General features: G+C 61.7%; 14 protein-coding genes. 5 read left to right on the top strand and 9 right to left on the bottom strand.

From position 1 onward, the window contains the following. Positions 1-27: 27 nt before the first annotated feature. The 5 genes from PP263_RS04975 to ppsA form a co-directional block, all read right to left on the bottom strand. Positions 28-2277 carry an acyl-CoA dehydrogenase gene (locus PP263_RS04975; protein WP_308367259.1) on the bottom strand — a complete coding sequence of 750 codons (2250 nt, stop codon included), beginning with the start codon at positions 2275-2277 and terminating at the stop codon, positions 28-30. Between the two features lie 98 nt (positions 2278-2375). Continuing rightward, on the bottom strand, positions 2376-3218 hold the full coding sequence (locus PP263_RS04970; RefSeq protein WP_308367258.1) for a DMT family transporter: 843 nt from the start codon (positions 3216-3218) through the stop codon (positions 2376-2378). 50 nt (positions 3219-3268) lie between these two features. Then, positions 3269-3748, bottom strand: a complete 480-nt coding sequence (gene rraA, locus PP263_RS04965) for a ribonuclease E activity regulator RraA (protein WP_308367257.1) — start codon at positions 3746-3748, stop codon at positions 3269-3271. A 117-nt stretch (positions 3749-3865) separates the two neighbouring features. Further along, positions 3866-4450: a L,D-transpeptidase gene (locus PP263_RS04960; protein WP_308367256.1), complete on the bottom strand. Its 585-nt coding sequence runs from the start codon at positions 4448-4450 to the stop codon at positions 3866-3868. Positions 4451-4756: 306 nt separating this feature from the next. Then, positions 4757-7120 carry a phosphoenolpyruvate synthase gene (ppsA, locus tag PP263_RS04955; protein WP_308367255.1) on the bottom strand — a complete coding sequence of 788 codons (2364 nt, stop codon included), beginning with the start codon at positions 7118-7120 and terminating at the stop codon, positions 4757-4759. Between the two features lie 172 nt (positions 7121-7292). On the opposite strand from ppsA, the gene PP263_RS04950 reads away from it, so the two are divergent. From PP263_RS04950 to PP263_RS04940, 3 genes are all read left to right on the top strand, one after another. Beyond that, on the top strand, positions 7293-8120 hold the full coding sequence (locus tag PP263_RS04950; protein WP_308367254.1) for a pyruvate, water dikinase regulatory protein: 828 nt from the start codon (positions 7293-7295) through the stop codon (positions 8118-8120). A gap of 158 nt (positions 8121-8278) precedes the next feature. Beyond that, entirely contained in the window at positions 8279-9610 is a 1332-nt protein-coding gene (pabB, locus tag PP263_RS04945) for an aminodeoxychorismate synthase component I (RefSeq protein WP_308367253.1), read from the top strand. A gap of 219 nt (positions 9611-9829) precedes the next feature. Continuing rightward, positions 9830-10111, top strand: coding sequence for a hypothetical protein (locus PP263_RS04940; protein ID WP_308367252.1), 282 nt, complete (start codon positions 9830-9832; stop codon positions 10109-10111). A gap of 21 nt (positions 10112-10132) precedes the next feature. Here PP263_RS04940 and cysB read toward each other — a convergent pair whose 3' ends face one another. Next, the gene (gene cysB / locus PP263_RS04935; RefSeq protein WP_308367251.1) at positions 10133-11104 is read right to left on the bottom strand and encodes an HTH-type transcriptional regulator CysB; all 972 of its coding nucleotides are present in this window, start codon (positions 11102-11104) and stop codon (positions 10133-10135) included. A gap of 235 nt (positions 11105-11339) precedes the next feature. On the opposite strand from cysB, the gene PP263_RS04930 reads away from it, so the two are divergent. Both PP263_RS04930 and PP263_RS04925 read left to right on the top strand, forming a co-directional pair. Beyond that, complete coding sequence (locus PP263_RS04930) at positions 11340-11759, top strand: VOC family protein (RefSeq protein WP_308367250.1); 420 nt, start codon at positions 11340-11342, stop codon at positions 11757-11759. A gap of 69 nt (positions 11760-11828) precedes the next feature. Beyond that, the gene (locus tag PP263_RS04925) at positions 11829-12533 is read left to right on the top strand and encodes a YafY family protein (RefSeq protein ID WP_308367249.1); all 705 of its coding nucleotides are present in this window, start codon (positions 11829-11831) and stop codon (positions 12531-12533) included. 114 nt (positions 12534-12647) lie between these two features. On the opposite strand, the gene PP263_RS04920 is transcribed toward PP263_RS04925, so the two are convergent. From PP263_RS04920 to PP263_RS04910, 3 genes are all read right to left on the bottom strand, one after another. Continuing rightward, a complete protein-coding gene (locus PP263_RS04920; RefSeq protein WP_308367248.1) occupies positions 12648-13553 on the bottom strand; it encodes a 5'-nucleotidase in 906 nt (301 codons plus the stop codon). Then, positions 13550-14230: a TetR/AcrR family transcriptional regulator gene (locus PP263_RS04915; RefSeq protein ID WP_308367247.1), complete on the bottom strand. Its 681-nt coding sequence runs from the start codon at positions 14228-14230 to the stop codon at positions 13550-13552. The genes PP263_RS04920 and PP263_RS04915 overlap by 4 nt, the downstream gene beginning before the upstream one ends. A gap of 484 nt (positions 14231-14714) precedes the next feature. Next, positions 14715-17039 (bottom strand): TonB-dependent receptor domain-containing protein, encoded by a 2325-nt coding sequence (locus PP263_RS04910; RefSeq protein WP_308367246.1) that lies wholly within the window; start codon positions 17037-17039, stop codon positions 14715-14717. Between the last annotated feature and the right edge of the window lie 145 nt (positions 17040-17184).

Raw genomic sequence — 17184 nt, 5'->3', positions numbered from 1 at the left:
TGTGGAATATCTGAAATTGGATATTACCTACAGTGGGCTTTCGGCTCGCTGCTCGCCATTCCCGGTGGCCAGGTGGTCGAAATGGTCCACCTGTATGGCCATATTCACCGCCTCGGCCGCCTCCCGCAGCTCCGCCGCCTCGTCGCCGCTGATCAGCCCGCGCTCCAGCCCCGCGTCGATGGCCTCGCGGTTGAAGGCGCGAATCCCGCCCTTCTTCAGTTTGTCCCGCAGACTCTCGGTGGCGCAGACTTTGTTGAAAGCCTGCTCCACCAGGTCGACACCATCGCCGGGATTGCCGGGGAACACCCCCCTGGTCAGGCGGTCGCGGGTTTCCGAGGGCTCCATCAGCAACTCGGCGCAGGCGTGGGACTGGCGATCGGAAGCGGTGCGTATACTGTGCCCCCAGGGCATGGCGAGGAAGTGCATCAGTTGGCCCAGAAAACGGTTCGGGAAGTTCTGGAACACCTCCAGCAGGCTCACCTCGATATTGTGCAGCCCGGCGCGCATGGCGAACTCCAGCAGTGGTCGGTCCTCTCGCGGACTGCCGTCGTCCTTGAAACGCTTGAGGGTACAGCTGAGCAGATACAGCTGGCTCAGCACATCGCCCAGGCGCCCGGAGATCTGTTCCTTGCGCTTGAGCTCGCCGCCCAGGGATAACAGGGATATTTCCGTGACCAGGGTCAGGACCGCGGAGTAGCGGTCCATCTGTCGGTAGTACTTCGCCGCGTAACCCACGCCCCTGGGACTGTTGGCGAAAAGGCCGCCGGTCCAGCCGTGGAAGACACCGCGGATGAAGGTCTTGATCTGGAACAACATATGTTTGGGCAGCAGTTTGTCCAGCGCTTCCACCCCCTCTTTTGTATCGGGATTCTCCGCCGCCAGCATCTCTTCGAACAGGTAGGGGTGGCAGCGGATGGCGCCCTGGCCGAAGATCATCAGGCTGCGGGTGAGGATATTCGCCCCCTCCACGGTGATGGCCACCGGCACCGCGCGGTAGACGTTGCCCAGGTAGTTGAGGGGGCCGTCCATGATGCCCTTGCCGGCGTGGATATCCATGGCGTCGTTGATCGCCTGGCGCAGACCGTGGGTGGCGTGGGCTTTCATGATTGCGGTGACCACCGCCGGTTTGTGTCCGGCGTCCAGGGCCCGGGTGGTGGTTTTATGGGCGCTGTCCAGCACATAGGCAACACTGGCGATCTCAGCCAGGCGTCGCTGCACCCCCTCGAACTTGCCGATGGGAACTCCGAACTGCTCGCGGATACGCGCGTAGGCGCCGGTGGTGCGCGCGGCCATTTTCGCCCCGCCGGTGGACAGAGACGGCAGGGAGATGCCGCGTCCGGCGGCCAGTGCGCTCATCAGCATATGCCAGCCGCGGCCGACATTCTCCCGGCCGCCGATAATCCACTCCATGGGGATGAACACGTCCACACCCCAGTTGGGGCCGTTCTGGAACGCCTGCATGGCCGGCAGGTGACGCTGGCCGATGGTCACACCTTCGGTGTCCGTGGGTACCAGGGCCACGGTGATACCCAGCGCCTCCTTGTCGCCGAGAAGATGGTCCGGGTCGTAGAGCTTGAATGCCAGGCCCAGCACCGTGGCCACGGGCCCCAGGGTGATATAGCGCTTGTGCCAGTTGACGCGCATACCCAGGGTTTTCTCGCCGTTGTAGTCGCCGTAGCAGACTACCCCCCTGTCCACCATAGCGGCCGCGTCAGAGCCGGCCTCGGGGCTGGTGAGGCCGAAACAGGGGATTTCGCGCCCATCCGCCAGGCGCGGCAGGTAGTACTGCTTCTGCTCGTCGGTGCCGTGGGCCATCAGCAATTCGCCGGGGCCGAGGGAGTTGGGCACCATCACGGTGACGCCGACGCAGGTACTGCGGGTGGAGACTTTGGTGACTATCTCCCCGTGGGCCGTTGGCGAGAAACCCAGCCCCCCATATTCCTTGGGAATAATGATGCCGAAAAAACGCTCCTTCTTGAGGAAATCCCAGATCTCCGGGGAGATGTCACGGTCTTCGAAGCTGATCTTCCAGTCGTCTACCATCCGGCACAGTTCTTCCACCGGCCCGTCGAGAAACGCCTGTTCCTCTTCGCTGAGCTGCGGCGGCCCCATGCTCAGCAACAGGTCCCAATCCGGTTTGCCGGAGAGCAGCTGCGCGTCCCACCACACCTCGCCGGCTTCCATCGCCTCCCGCTCGGTTTCCGAGATTGGCGGCAGAACCTTCTTGATCATTTTCAGTAATGGCGCGGTAATCCACTTCTTGCGCAGTTCGCTCATATTGTCATCCGTGTATTTCTTCGCCTTTCAGCGGGCTCCTGCAAACCCGCAAAGGCCGCCCGCTCCGGGGAATCCCGAGTAAATGATAGGTGACGCTCTCAGGCCAGTGCCAGCGCGCTGATACCGGTGAAGATGATCAGCGCTGCAATCAACCGCCGCAGGGAAAAGCGCTCGTTGAGCACGAATACTGAGATAAGCGAGGCGAACAGTATGCTGCTCTCGCGGGTGGCCGCCACCGCGGCAACCGGCATCACCGAAGTGGCCCACAGTGCCACGGCGAAGCCGCCGGTGGCAAGCAGGCCGGAAGCGGAGCCGCGCACCAGGTTAGCGCGGGCGAAGGCGAAGCCGCGCAACGGTTGGGTGACCAGCACCGCAAGCAGGATACCCAGGCCGGAAAAGATCTCCAGCCAGGCGACAAAACTCAGGGGATTGTCCACCGCGCGCACGCCGGCAGCACCGAAAGTCGTGTAGCCGGTGATCGCCACTCCGGTGCCCAGGGACAGCAGGATACCGGAGCGGGACACGCGCAGTTCCTTCATGATCAGCGCGAAAATCCCGCTGGTCACCAGCAGCACACCGGTCAGCTGCAGCGGGCGCAGGGATTCGTCGAGAAACAGCAGCGCGGCCGTGGCCACCAGCAGCGGTGTGACACCGCGGGCCACCGGGTAGGCGGTGCTGTAGTCCAGCGCGCGATACGAGCGGGTCAGCAGGAAAAAGTACAGGTATTGAAAGGCGGCGCCGCCGAGCAGCAGCCCCAGGGCTTCGGGACCCGGCAGTGGCAACTGGGTCGCGAGGAGCGCGCCGAGCAGCAGGCCGATGCTGCGAATCATCGCCAGCTGCAGGAACCCCTCTGCGCTGTGTTTGACCACCGCGTTCCACACGGCGTGGGCCAGGGCCGACAGCAGGACCAGCCCGTAAACAATTGATTCCGGTACTACCAAGTTACACCAGATTTTTGGGGCGTCGCGTAGCCCCGGTGCCAAAACCCGAATCAGGTGAGGGGCCGGGGAGACACTATCACGCCGTTATTGTCTGCATACAGGTAGGCGCCGGGGGTGAAGGTCACACCGCCGAAGGTCACGGCGACATCTCGCTCGCCGATCCCTTTCTTTTCCGTTTTCATCGGGTGGCTGCCCAGTGCCTGTACCCCTAACTCTAGTCCAGAAATCTCATCCACATCGCGAATACAACCGTACATCAGGATTCCCTCCCAGCCGCTGGCGCAGGCTTTTTCCGCCAGTTGGTCGCCGAGGCAGGCCCGCCGCATGGAGCCGCCGGCATCCACCACCAGCACCTTGCCCCTTCCCTCCTCTGTCACCAGTTCGCGAACCAGGGAGTTGTCCTCGAAACACTTGATGGTCACTATCTGCCCGCCGAAGCACTCGCGTCCGCCGTAGTTGACGAACATCGGCTCCACGACCTGCACCAGCTCTGGGTGGGCGTCGCAAAGATCCGGGGTGGAAATACGCATGGTGTTTTTCCCGCTCTGTTATCCGTACCACCGGATCATAATCGCAATAAAAATGCTTTGCCCCTAAATACCGGGTATTGTCCCGATGGATAATACCCGGTTCGGTTTTGTCACTCGCTACCAGGTTACCCTAACCGGAGTCCCCACGCGCGCGTGGCGATAAAACTTGCGCGCCATCTGCGGCGGCATGCGCACACAGCCGTGAGAGGCGGGATAGTTCGGAACATTCCCCGAGGCGTGCATACCGATACCGCCATTGAAGCGAATATAGTGATTCATCCTGGCGCCGCGGTAATAGGTGCCCGGGGGGCGTCGGTGCTTGCGGGTGTTGACGTCTGCCTTCACCACCCGTCCGGTGCGCGTGCTCACGAAACTGCCGTAGACAGTGGAACGGTGGTTGGGGTGTTTGGAAAGCACGCGAAAATGCCCCGGGCGGGTGCCGTACCCCTTCTTGCCGGAGGATACCTTGGAGACCCCTACAAGGCGCCCGCCCTTGTAGAAATAGGCACGCTGTTCGCTGAGATTGATCTTGATCGAGGGCGATCCCGAAAAGCTGGCCGCGGCCTGGTCGTCGAACCAGTTGACGCCTCTCGAGTTGCCCAGTGCGGGAGACGCGCCCAGCAACGCAACCAGAAAGAGCGCCAGGCCGCCGCTGGGGAATAGAAAGAACAGGGGATTGGCGTGTCTTCTGTTCGTGAGCATAGCTCTACCTCCTCTCGCAAAATCCGCAGCAGACTCCAGCCCAACATTCCAACTGGAGTGCTGATGCCCTTAATCTCGATTCCGGAGATTCACAAGCGTGGTCAATCCTTTTTCAGAAAATTGCGCCATTTCCGGTCTTTGCACCGTGGTGGCACTATCCGGATTCTATTGCGAGAGGAGGGATTATTTAGATTGAATTATTCTCTCAGTGGCGGGAGTTAGCGGAATTGCGCCTGAACTTAGTGTGAAAATCCGGGCGTCGCAAAAACAGAAAGGCGGCCTCCTGTGGCCGCCTTTCGCAAATTATCAGTCTCCCTGATTGGCTAAAAATAGCCAGGTGTCCACAGCGGTATCGGGGTTGAGGGAAACGCTGTCTATGCCCTCCTCCATCAGCCAGCGGGCAAAATCCTTGTGATCCGACGGCCCCTGGCCGCAGATACCCACATACTTGCCCGCCTTCTTGCAGGCCTGAATCGCCCTGGACAACAGCAGCTTGACCGCGGGATTGCGTTCGTCGAACAGATCCGCCACCAGCCCCGAGTCCCGGTCCAGACCCAGGGTCAGCTGGGTCAGATCGTTGGAACCGATGGAGAAACCGTCAAAGTATTGCAGGAATTCTTCCGCGAGCAGTGCGTTGGAGGGCAGTTCGCACATCATGATGATCTTGAGCCCATCCTCCCCGCGCACCAGACCGTTCTGCGCCAGCAGGCCGATCACCTCCTCGGCCTCGCCCGGTGTGCGCACGAAGGGCACCATGATTTCCACATTGGTGAGACCCATCTCGTCGCGCACTTTTTTCAGGGCGCGACACTCCAGTGCGAAGCACGGACGGAAATCCTTTGAACGGTAGCGTGCCGCGCCGCGAAAGCCCAGCATGGGGTTTTCCTCGCTGGGTTCGTACAGTTGTCCGCCCACCAGATGCGCGTACTCGTTGGACTTGAAATCCGACAGGCGCACGATCACCCGCTCCGGTGCGAAGGCCGCGGCCAGGGTGGCGATGCCCTCCACCAGTTTCTCGACGATAAAGTCTTCAGGAGAGGCGTAGCCGCCGATGCGCTCGCGGATATTTTTTTGCAGCTCCGCCGGCAGGCTGTCGAGCTCCAGCAATGCCTTGGGGTGAATTCCGATCATGCGGTTCAGGATAAATTCCAGTCGCGCCAGGCCGACGCCCTGATTGGGCAGGTGGCTGAAGGCAAAAGCGCGATCCGGGTTACCCACATTGAGCATGATTTTGAATGGCAGCTCCGGCATGTCACTGACTTCGGTCTGCTCGCGTTCGAAGTTCAGTTCGCCGGCCATCACGAAGCCGGTATCCCCCTCGGCGCAGGAAACGGTCACCGGAGTGCCGTTCTTCAGCAGTTCGGTGGCATCGCCGCAGCCGACCACCGCGGGGATACCCAACTCGCGGGCGATGATCGCCGCGTGGCAGGTGCGTCCCCCGCGATTGGTGACGATCGCACTGGCCTTTTTCAGCACCGGCTCCCAGTCCGGGTCGGTCATATCGGTGACCAGCACTTCGCCGTCCTGCATCGCCGCCATGTCTGCGACAGATTCCAGCACGCGCACGTTGCCCGCGCCGATGCGCTGGCCGATGGCGCGGCCCTCGCAGAGAATTTCCCCCCGCTCGCGCAGGTGATAGCGTTCGACACTGGTCCCCTGGTCGCGGGAGCGCACGGTCTCGGGGCGGGCCTGGACGATAAACAGCTCGCCGGTATCGCCGTCCTTGGCCCACTCGATATCCATCGGCCGACCGTAGTGTTCCTCGATCCTGCGCGCCTGCAGCGCCAGCCGGGTAAGCTCCTCATCGGTCAGGGAGAAAGTCAGCCGCTCCTCCTCCGGTACCTCTACGGTCTTCACCGAGCGCCCGCAGTCGCCGCTCTCGTCGTAGATCATCTTGATCGCCTTGCTGCCGCGGTTGCGGCGCAGGATCGCCGGGCGGCCGGCATCCACTGCCGGCTTGTACAGGTAGAACTCGTCCGGGTTGACCGCACCCTGGACCACGGTTTCCCCCAGGCCATAGGCGGCGGTAATGAAAATCACATCGCGGAAGCCGCTCTCGGTGTCCAGGGTGAACATCACACCGGACGCACCCGTCTCGCTGCGCACCATATGCTGTATGCCCGCGGAAAGGGCCACACCGTCGTGCATATAGCCGGTGTGCACCCGGTAGGCAATGGCGCGGTCGTTGTAGAGGGACGCGAACACCTCCTTGACCGCCTGCAACACAGCGTCTATGCCGCGGATGTTCAGGAAGGTCTCCTGCTGACCGGCGAAGGAGGCGTCTGGCAGGTCCTCGGCGGTGGCCGAGGATCGCACCGCAACCGCAGTCTCGCCGCCGCCCAGGGCCTCGTAGCCTTCGCGGATCTCCCGCTCCAGCTGCTCGGGAAAGGGAGTATCCAGTATCCATTGGCGGATCTCCCCGCCGGACCGGGTCAGCGCGGTCACGTCATCCACGTCCAGCTCCGTCAGGCGCCCGGCGATGCGCTGTTCGAGCCCCTGGTGAGCGAGAAAGGTGCGGAAGGCGTCCGCGGTGGTGGCAAAGCCCCCGGGAACACTGACCCCGGCGCCCGCCAGTGAGGAGATCATCTCCCCGAGGGAAGCGTTCTTGCCGCCGACCTTGTCGACATCCCCCATACCCAGTTGTGCGAATTCGATGGTGAAGTTCGTCAAGAGAGCGCCCTCTGCCGCAGGATTAGAGGCCGCCGATTATAAGGATGGGTTTTGTAAAAAATACCCCGTAAAAATCGCCGAATATGTTGTAAATTTTCTACAAAAACGGTTTTAGGGAAATTCGGGTTGAAAAACCTGTAGGATGTACCAACCAGAGCACCGCGATACCTCTATGGCACAAGATAAACGCACCGCATTCTTTATATCCGACGGCACCGGACTCACCGTGGAGGCCATCGGCCACAGCCTGCTGGCCCAGTTTCGCGACCAGCAGGTGGAACAGGTGACCCTGCCCTACGTGGATTCCACGGAAAAAGTGCAGAAGGTGCTGGAGCGGATTGAGCGGGCGTCCAAGGAATCGGGCCTGCAGCCGGTAATTATCACCAGCATCGTCTCCGACGAAATCCGCCGACAGCTGCACCGCAGCCCGGCGCTGATGCTGGATGTGTTCGAGAGCTACCTCACGCCGCTGGCGAACCTCTTCGGCCGCGATCCGGCGCAGACGGTGAATATCTCCCACGGCATCGCCGACGACCGCCGCTACAGCGAGCGTATCGAGGCGGTGCACTTCGCCATGGACAACGACGACGGCCGCCGGGTACGGGAGTTCGAGCGGGCGGACATCATCCTGGTGGGCGTCTCCCGCTCCGGTAAGACGCCCACCTGCCTCTACCTTGCCCTGCAGTTCGGCCTGCGCGCAGCCAATTACCCCATTACCGAAGAGGATATGGATTCCACTGCCCTGCCGAAGATCCTGCGGCCCTACCGCGACAAGCTGTTCGGGCTCACCATCGACCCGTGGCGACTGATGAGTATTCGCCAGGAACGCCGCGCCAACAGCCGCTACGCTTCATTGGAACAGTGCGAATTTGAGGTACGCCAGGTGGAGCAGATGCTGCGCCGCGCCCAGGTGCCCTTCCTCAACGCCACACAGCTGTCGGTGGAGGAACTGGCCACGCGGTTGATGTCCCAGGCGGGTATTGAGCGACGGATCAGTTGACAACTCCAGAGATGCACCAGTGGCGATCGTGATGCGAAGGCCCCAGTAGCAGGGCCGCCCAGGCCTTTCACTGAGTGCAATCCAGATCCGGAGTGGCCCCCATACCCGGTTTGCGCTAATGTGCGCCGTTTTCCGTAGTCAGGTATCCGTCCTCTAAGATGCAAATCGTCTCCCTGCCCTATTCCGTCAACACCCCGGTGGCCTTCCAGGCGGTCGAGGACCTCCCCGCGCCGGTTTGGCTGGACAGTGGCCGGCCGCTGGCATACGGCGGGCGCTTCGATATCATCAGCGCAGATCCGGTGCAGACCCTGCAGCTGCAGGCGGGCAGCCCGGAGCCCTTCGCGCAGTTGGATGACCTGCTGTGCGAACTCTGCCCCCAGGAGAGCGACGGACAACTGCCCTTTTGCGGCGGGGCCATCGGCTACGCCGGCTATGAGCTGGGAAGGGAGGGAAACCACCTCGACATCGACCCCCGCCCCGCGGACCTGCCGACGGGCTTTTTCGGGCTCTACACCTGGGCCCTGATCGTCGACCACCAGCTGTGCGCCAGCCATCTGGTGTTCCACCCCGCCTGTACCCAGATACAGAAACGCGACCTGGTGGCCCGGTTTACCTCGGTGCGCTGGCAGACAGAGCCGCGCACGGAATCATTTCGTCTGCTGTCGCGCTTCACCCATGAATTTTCCTCTCGGGAATACCGGGATCGTATCGGGAAAATTCTCGACTATATCCGCGCCGGCGACATCTACCAGGCCAACTTTACCCAACGCTTCTCCGCCGGCTATGAAGGCGACCCCCTGACCGCCTATCTGGCACTGCGCCAGCGAGCCGCCGGCCCCTTCTCCGCCTATTTGGAACTGCCACAGGGCAGCCTGTTGAGCCTCTCCCCGGAGCGCTTTATCCGCGCCGATGGCGGTGACCTGCAGACCGAGCCTATCAAGGGCACGGCCCCCCGGGCGGACGACCCCGACGCAGACACCCGGCTGGCGGATGCACTGCAGCACAGCGCCAAGGACCGGGCGGAAAACCTGATGATCGTGGACCTCTTGCGCAACGACTTGGGCAAACTGTGCGAGCGCGGCAGTGTGCGGGTTCCGAAGCTGTTCGAGCTGGCCAGTTTCGCCAATGTTCATCACCTGGTGAGTACCGTGACCGGGCGCCTGCCGGAGGGGCGCAGCTTTGCGGAGCTGCTCGCAGCCTGCTTTCCCGGCGGCTCCATTACCGGCGCGCCCAAGCGGCGGGCGATGGAGGTCATCCGCGAGCTGGAACTCAGCCCCCGCGGGGTCTACTGCGGCAGCGTCGGCTACATCAGCAGCTGTGGACGTGCGGACAGCAACATCTCCATCCGCACTTTCACCGCCGCCGGGGGCCGGCTTACCTGCGCCGCCGGCGGCGGCATAGTGGCGGATTCCGATCCGGCGGCGGAGCATGAGGAATGCCTGAACAAAGTCCGGTTGTTGCTGGAAACCGCAGAGCGATTTCTCGCCTGACCCCACCGCCTTTTGTGTAGGAGCGGCCCATGGCCGCGATCAGACTTCCAGCGCACAATGAAAGATCGATCGCGGCCATGGGCCGCTCCTACAGAGATTTTTTCACACTCAAAAAGTTATAAACCTATCTACTATTGATATTTCAAAGTTATTAGGCGCTCTGCTAGATTCTGCCCCACCCGGAAAACTCCCGGAACTCGGAATAACAAGGAATCTGAAGTGAAAATAACCCTGGTCAAGAAAATCCTCGTCGACGGCTCCCCTTGCGCCAAGTGCCGGGATGTGGAAGAGAGACTGGAGCAGAACGATCAGCTGCGTTTTATCGATGAGACCCTGATCGCCGACGAGCGCGATTCAGAAAGCCCGGGCATGCGGCTGGCGAGAGAGCACAATGTGAGCCGCGCCCCTTTCTTCCTGGTGGAAAACGAAGATGCGGAACCGCAGATCTACACCGTGTATTTCAAGTTCGCGAAAGAAGTGCTGGAGCCAATGACCAATTGATTATGGTCATTGGTCATTGATTCAGTAGACCGGCAGTTCCATCCCCGAAAACAACTCGTCCACTTCCGCCCGCGAAGTCGCGTGGGTGGCTTGGTCCACTAAGTCCCGAGTCAGGTGCGGTGCGAACTGCTGAATAAATTCGTACATAAAACCGCGCAGAAAAATCCCCTTGCGGAAGCCGATCTTGGTGATGCTGGATTCGAACAGTCCGCTGGCATCCAGTGCCACCAAGTCCTCATCCGCTTCGTCCACCGCCATATCCGCGACAATACCGATTCCCAGTCCCAGGCGTACGTATGTCTTGATCACATCCGCGTCCGCGGCGGTGAACACCACTTTGGGCGACAGCCCTTTTTCCAGGAAAGCCTCATCCAGTTTGGAGCGCCCGGTAAAACCGAACACATAGGTGACTATCGGATGCTTGGCCACCTCTTCCAGGGTGAGCTTACCGAGCTGGCACAGGGGGTGTGCCCGGGGCACAAGAATACAGCGGTTCCAGCGGTACACCGGCATCATCACCAGGTCGCTGAACAGCTCCAGGGCCTCGGTGGCGATAGCGAAGTCCGCGGTGCCGTCCGCGGCCATTTCGGAAATCTGCATCGGCGTGCCCTGGTGCATATGCAGGGACACCTCTGGGTAGCGGGCGATAAAGGACTTGATCACCGGCGGCAGCGCATAGCGCGCCTGAGTGTGAGTGGTGGCGATGGACAGGCTGCCCTTCCTGTCGTTGCTGAACTCCTGGGCAACCTGCTTGATATTCTCCACCTTGCGCATGATCTCGCCGGCGGTTTTGAGTATCGCCTCGCCCGCCGGGGTGACCCGGGTCAGGTGCTTGCCGCTGCGGGCGAAGATCTCTACGCCGAGCTCGTCCTCCAGGAGGCGGATCTGCTTGCTGATGCCCGGCTGGGAGGTGTAAAGGCTCTGCGCCGTCGCGGAAACATTGAGGTCGTGATGGGCCACTTCCCAGATATAACGCAACTGCTGAAGCTTCATGGTTTCTCCCTGGCGATTTTCCCTCTGCAGGAACGGCTTGTGACCGCCTGCACAAGTTATAAAAACTTGGTAAGTTTATGCGAGAAAAGAATAGCAGCCAAACCTTATGAGAGCCAATCACTCAAAGTTGGGAATGTGAACCGAACCCATTTCCCCCTCGCGGCGAGGCTACTGACACAAGCTGACAGCAGGCTCTTTTACCCTGGCGATCTTCGTCAACCAACTGGAGATTTCCATGAACCAGACCGAAAACCCCTCCATGATGAGCCATGTGTCCATCGGAACCAACCGCTTTACCGAAGCCACGGCATTCTACGACAAAGTGTTTGGGACACTGGGAGTGCATAGGGTGCTGGAATTTCCCGAGGCTGTCGCCTATGGCAAGGTTTTCCCCGAATTCTGGGTACACCCGCCCCACAACGGCGGGGAGGCCAGCGTGGGCAACGGTGTGCACTTTGCCTTCCTGGCCGATAGTCCGGAGCTGGTGGATGCCTTCTACGGCGCCGCCCTGGACGCCGGCGCCACCGACGAGGGCGAACCCGGTCCCCGCCCACAGTACGGAGAAGCCTACTATGGCTGCTTTGTACGCGATCTGGACGGGCACAAAATAGAGGCCATGCATTGGGATGAGAGCAAAGCCGGCTCCCACGGCTGAATTCCGCGCGGCTGTCGGGGGGCGGACTTTCCGGTATCGTTTCGCGGAAATCCGCACGGCCCTGCCCCGATGAAAAAATCCGAACGACTGCTGCAATTGCTGACTCTGCTGCGCGCCCGCCGTTCCGCCATTACCGCCCGCGCCCTGGCGGAGCGGTTGGGGGTATCGGAGCGGACCCTGTACCGGGACATGCAGTCGCTGGTGCTGTCCGGCGTACCGGTGGAGGGAGAAGCGGGCGTCGGTTATCGGCTGCGGCAGGGATCGTTTATCCCGCCGCTGATGTTCAGCGAGGAGGAACTGGAGGCGCTGCTGCTGGGCGTACGCATGGTGCAGGGCTGGGGCGATGAGGATATCGGCAGCGCCGCGGATTCGGCGCTGCACAAGATCCGCTCGGTACTGCCGGACAGGGTCGTGCAGGAACAGGACCACCAGCGGGCTACCCTTCTTGTCCCGGACCTGCACCGCCGCGAAAAGGCCCGCTTCGGCGCGCTGATTCGCCAGGCAGTCAAAGCCCGGGAGATGTTATGGCTGGACTACGAAGATGAACAGGGAAAGCGCTCTCAACGGCACTGCAATCCCCTGGGGCTGATTTACTGGGGGGCGGCCTGGACGCTGCTCGCCTGGTGCCGGCTGCGCGACGACCACCGGTTGTTCCGACTGGACCGTATCCTAGGCGCAGGGCTGACCGGCGAGCAGTTTCAGGTGGAGCCCCATCAATCGCTGGCCGCCTATTTCCGCCAGTACGATCCGGAATTCAATGATCGGGCCTTTTGAAAACCCTGTAGGGGCGAACTAAATGTGAAGTCCCGGTAGCAGGACCGCCACGAAGCCGGCTACAGGGTTCGAGCCTCAGGGGGCCAAAGACAAAGGCGAACACGAGCTTCGCTCCTACGATACCGGCTCGTTGGCCACGCCGTGGGGGACGTGGCCGGTAGCCACGTGTTCCGCCGCGGAGGCGCAGTGGGCAGGCTGGTCGTCAAAGAAGACATCGGCACCGAAGGCGCGGAGAAATTCGCCCTTGGGCAGGCCTCCCAGGAATACCGATTCGTCGATACGGATATTCCAGGCGCGCAGGGTGCGGATTACCCGCTCGTGGGCCGGTGCCGAACGGGCGGTGACCAGCGCGGTGCGGATCGGGCAGGATTCGGCAGCGAACTCCGCCTGCAACTGCTGCAACGCCTCGAGAAATCCCTTGAAGGGGCCGCCACCCAGGGGCTGCTGCGCCGAGGCGCGCTCGGCGGCGGCGAAGGCGGCGAGGCCGTCGCGCTTGAAGATCTGCTCCGCCTCGTCGGAGAAAATCACTGCGTCGCCGTCGAAGGCGAAGCGCAGGGTGTCGTCGTCCCGCTCGTGGGAACTGCCGGCAACCAGGGTGGCCGCCGCCACGCCCCGTTCCAGGGCCCCACGCACGTCGCTGCCGTCGCTGGACAGGAATAGATGGCAGCCGAAGGGCGCGATATAGCGCCAGGGGCTCTGGCCATTGCAGAAAGCCGCGCGGGTGATGTCCAGGCCGTAGTGTTCGATGGAGTTGAATACCCGCAGGCCGGTGTCGGCGCTATTGCGGGACAGCAGTATCACCTCCACCCGCGGCTCCTCAAGGCGCTGGTTGATCTGCAGAAATTTCTGCACCAACGGGAAGGCGTCACCTTTCTCCAGTACGTCGTTCTCGTGATCTATCTGGTAGGCCGCAAAAGCTTCCAGCCCCTGCTCCTCGAACACCCGGTGGCTGTCACCGAGATTGAACAGGGCCCGGGAGGAAATGGCGATCACAAGTTTGTCGCTCAGCTGAGTGCTCACGGCGCCTCCACGTCGTTGCGGCCGCCCGGGCGGCTCTCGTTCCGATGGGATTGCAACATGGTGAGCAGCATCAAGTGCAGATCGTCGCGAGTGCGCCGGGAGCGGATGCCCTTCTGGTTCACGATCACCAGGAAGAGCGCATGGCAGCACTCCAGGGTGGCGCGGGACAGGCGGTTCATTTCGTTGGGCGGACAAGTGAAACCCAGGCGGGCGAACATCGCCATCAGATGGCTGATCACCAGTTCGTCGTGGCGCTCGTCCAGTTCGTGCAGCTCCGGAATTCCCCACATGGCCTGCACCAGCGGCAACAGGCCGCGCTGCTCCCGGTAGACGGCGATCAGTTTTTCCAACAGCTGGTCGAGGAACGCCTCCAGGGACAATTGCTCCAGGTCCTCCCCGGCCAGTTCTTCCAGCGCAGTGGTCATACTGGCCAGCCACTGCTCGCCCATGGCGTAAAGGATGGCGTGCTTGTTGGGGAAGTAGTGGTACAGGGAGCCGACGGAAACGCCGAGTTCTTTCGCGATCAGAATGGTGGTGAGATCGTTCAAGCCCACCTCTTCCAGCAACCGCCCGGTGGTGTCCAGTATCTGCCGGGTGCGCTCGCGGGCGCGGGCCTGCACCGGTTCGCGCCGGGGGGCAAGCTGGCTTCTGCGCTTTCTCTGCTCTGCGTTGGACAAAACTCACCTTCCTCTGTCGGAGGACCGCAGTTTACCATGACAAAATCGCAGGACTGCCGTTTTGTACAGCCGAAGGCTGTCCGCGGGGTGAGGTTATGGATGGCCCGAATGAAAAACCGGCGCACCGCGCCGGTTCTCTGTTGGCTCATCCTGTGAGGGATGGAACGATCAATGTGTAAGGTCGGTCAAGCACCAGTCTAAATGCGAAGACCCTGATGCCGGGGGCTTTTTGCGGGACTGTGACTCGGGCCATCCATGGCCCTCGCCCTTCGGGCGCCTTCGGCGTCCAAAACGGCAGTCCTGCCGTTTTGTCTGCGAGAGGGACCTCGCGGACAAGCCTCCAGGGATGGATTAAGGGGGGGCGCCCAGCCCGTGTCCCGCAAAAAGCCCCCGGTAGCAGGGGCGCCATGAAACTGGCTTCAGGGCTCCGGCCTCAGTGCCAACGGCACAAGAGCGAACACAAGGTTCGCCCCTACGGCCCCTCTCAGAAGCGGTAGCCTAGGTCCACTCCGGCAACCCGCCCGCGGGACGGGTCTGTGCTGGTGGCCGGTAGATTGTACAGCGCCTCCGCGTAGCCCCAGTGGTAATACTCTTCGTCGAGCAGGTTTTCCACGTAGACACCGGCAGTCCAGCTGTCTTCCGGGGAGGTCAGCGACAGGCGCAGGTTGATCACATCGCGGCTGTCCAGTTTTACCGTCTCGGTATTTTCCAGGTCGGAAAACTGTTCGGCAGTGAAGGTGTACTCGGCGGAGACGGACATTTCCCCGACGCCGGTGTCGCGCCTGTAGGTGAGCACCGTGGCGGAGGAAAAGTCCGGTGAGAAAGCCATTTCGTTGCCGTCGCAGTTTCCACAGAGCTCTTCCGGCGCGCCGGAAAACTCTGTATCCAGCCACGCCAGGCCCAGGTAGAGGTCCAGGTTGTCGGTGATTAGCCAGCGGGCATCCACCTCCAGGCCCTGCCCTTCGGACTCGCCCACATTGCGGGTGACCGCGGCGGCGCCAATAAAGAAAGCCTTCTGCAGGTCATCGTAGGTGTACTGGAAGGCCGCGGCGTTGATCGCCAGGCGGTTGTCGAGCAGGCGTGCCTTGAGGCCCAGTTCGTAGGAAAGCACCTTCTCCTCGTCGAACTTGAAAGGTTCAGCGTTGCTGGCGTCCACTGTCCACTCGTTTTCCTCCATCCACGCCTCCGCGTCTTCATCGAAGGCCGGATCGGTGACGCGGTAGGAGAGATAATCAAAACCGCCGGACTTGTAGCCGGTAGCCACGCTGGCGTAGGCGGTAAGCGCATCGCTGAAGTCGTGGCTAAGGGTGGCGCGGCCAGAGATATTGCTCCAGGTGTCCTCCCCGGTGATGGAGCCGTCGGTGTACATCACCTGGTAGTTCCAACCGCCCGTCCAGGTGTCCGGCCAGGGGGAGTCCACGGCGTAGGTCTTTTCGTCCCGGGTGTAGCGCAGACCCAGGCCCAGACTGGTGGCATCGGTGAAATCGACGGTGGTGTTGGCGAAGATGCCCCAACCGGAGTAGTCGCCGGCGGTGTCCGCTGCCTCGACGGACAGGCGACCCGGTGCGTATTCCCAGGGATCGCCCTCGAAGCCGAAGAATTCGTCGATCGCCTCCTGGGGCAGGCTGTCGCAGGTGTCGAAGGTATCCAGCCCCGCTTCCCACTCGTCGGCGTAGATGCCATCGCAGATAAAGTCCTCGTGATCGACACCGGCGAAGAAGGCATCGATATCCTCCCGATAATAGGAGGCGCCGAGCACGTAATTGAAGATTCCGCTGTTGTTGGAGGCCAGGCGGAATTCCTGGCTGAAGAAATCTCCGGACTGGTCGCGCACAAAGGTATCGATGGGGTCGCCGGTGCCGTCGAAGTCCTCGACGTAGGTGTAGTTATGGGTTTTATAGCCGGTTATCGAGGTCAGGGTGGCGCCGCCGGCGAAATCGTGCTCGATAGTGAGTATCACATCGCCGATCTCCGATTCGTCTTTGCCGGTAGTGTCGTTGTAGACCTGGTCGTAGTCGCCTTCTGTATCCAGCGCGCGATAGATGGTGCCGTCTCCGTTGCGGTCCTCGTACTGAGCCATCAGGGTGACGGTGGTGTTCCGGAAGCCGTCGTAAATGGCGGTGAGGCGCATTGCGTCGGCCTCGCTGGCGCCCAGATCCCGGCCGCCGGCGAGGTTTTCGATATGGCCTTCCTCGTCCCGATGCATACCGGCGATACGCACCGCCAGACTCTCACCCAGTGGCATGTCGAGGCTGCCTTCGAATTCCCGGCGCCCGTACTGGCCGGCGCCGAATGATACTGCCCCGGCAAAAGTGTCGCCGGGTTTGCGCGAAACCATGGAGATGGCGCCGGAGGCGGTGTTGCGTCCAAACAGGGTGCCCTGTGGTCCCTTCACCACTTCCACCCGCTCCAGGTCGTACATACTGGGCGTGGCGCCGGTGCGGCTCTGGTAGACGCCGTCGAGGAATACGCCCAGGGCCGGATCGCTGCCGCTGCCAAAGCTGTTGTTGTTGACCCCGCGCACGGAGACCGAATCGAAGAAGGAGTCGCTGGTTTCCCCGGAGACACCGGGGGTCAGCGCGAACAGATCCTTGAAATCGCTCAGATTGCTTTTCCTGACCGTGTCGCCGGTAAAGGCGCTTACTGCCATGGGTACGTCTTTGAGCGATTCGGCGCGCATTTGCGCGGTTACCGTCACCTCTTCGATTTCCGCCGCCGCGGCCCCACCGCCGCCGGCGATGATCGCGGCTCCAATAGCGGTGGCAAGGGTATATTTGCTTGTCTGCAAAGGTCTATTTGAATCAGGCATTGGCCAATCCCCGTCATTGTTTTTATCAGGGGGCTGCGCATCCGATACCGCCGATAGCTGTACCCCAGCGAGTAAACCTGGAATGTCTGTTATCCCACAAACCGAATAATTGTTCAATTATCAACAACAAAAGGAAACGCCGAGG

The organism is Microbulbifer sp. TB1203, assembly GCF_030997045.1.
Classification (GTDB): Bacteria; Pseudomonadota; Gammaproteobacteria; order Pseudomonadales; family Cellvibrionaceae; genus Microbulbifer.
The sequence above is the reverse complement of the archived record's forward strand: the minus strand, read 5'-3'. Positions and strand labels throughout refer to the sequence as shown.

Coding starts and splice junctions, on each gene's coding strand:
- PP263_RS04960 (WP_308367256.1), bottom strand. CDS start 4,450: ATGCTCACGAACAGAAGACACGCCAATCCCCTGTTCTTTCTATTCCCC.
- PP263_RS04950 (WP_308367254.1), top strand. CDS start 7,293: ATGGCACAAGATAAACGCACCGCATTCTTTATATCCGACGGCACCGGA.
- PP263_RS04930 (WP_308367250.1), top strand. CDS start 11,340: ATGAACCAGACCGAAAACCCCTCCATGATGAGCCATGTGTCCATCGGA.
- PP263_RS04975 (WP_308367259.1), bottom strand. CDS start 2,277: ATGAGCGAACTGCGCAAGAAGTGGATTACCGCGCCATTACTGAAAATG.
- rraA (WP_308367257.1), bottom strand. CDS start 3,748: ATGCGTATTTCCACCCCGGATCTTTGCGACGCCCACCCAGAGCTGGTG.
- PP263_RS04925 (WP_308367249.1), top strand. CDS start 11,829: ATGAAAAAATCCGAACGACTGCTGCAATTGCTGACTCTGCTGCGCGCC.
- cysB (WP_308367251.1), bottom strand. CDS start 11,104: ATGAAGCTTCAGCAGTTGCGTTATATCTGGGAAGTGGCCCATCACGAC.
- PP263_RS04910 (WP_308367246.1), bottom strand. CDS start 17,039: ATGCCTGATTCAAATAGACCTTTGCAGACAAGCAAATATACCCTTGCC.
- pabB (WP_308367253.1), top strand. CDS start 8,279: ATGCAAATCGTCTCCCTGCCCTATTCCGTCAACACCCCGGTGGCCTTC.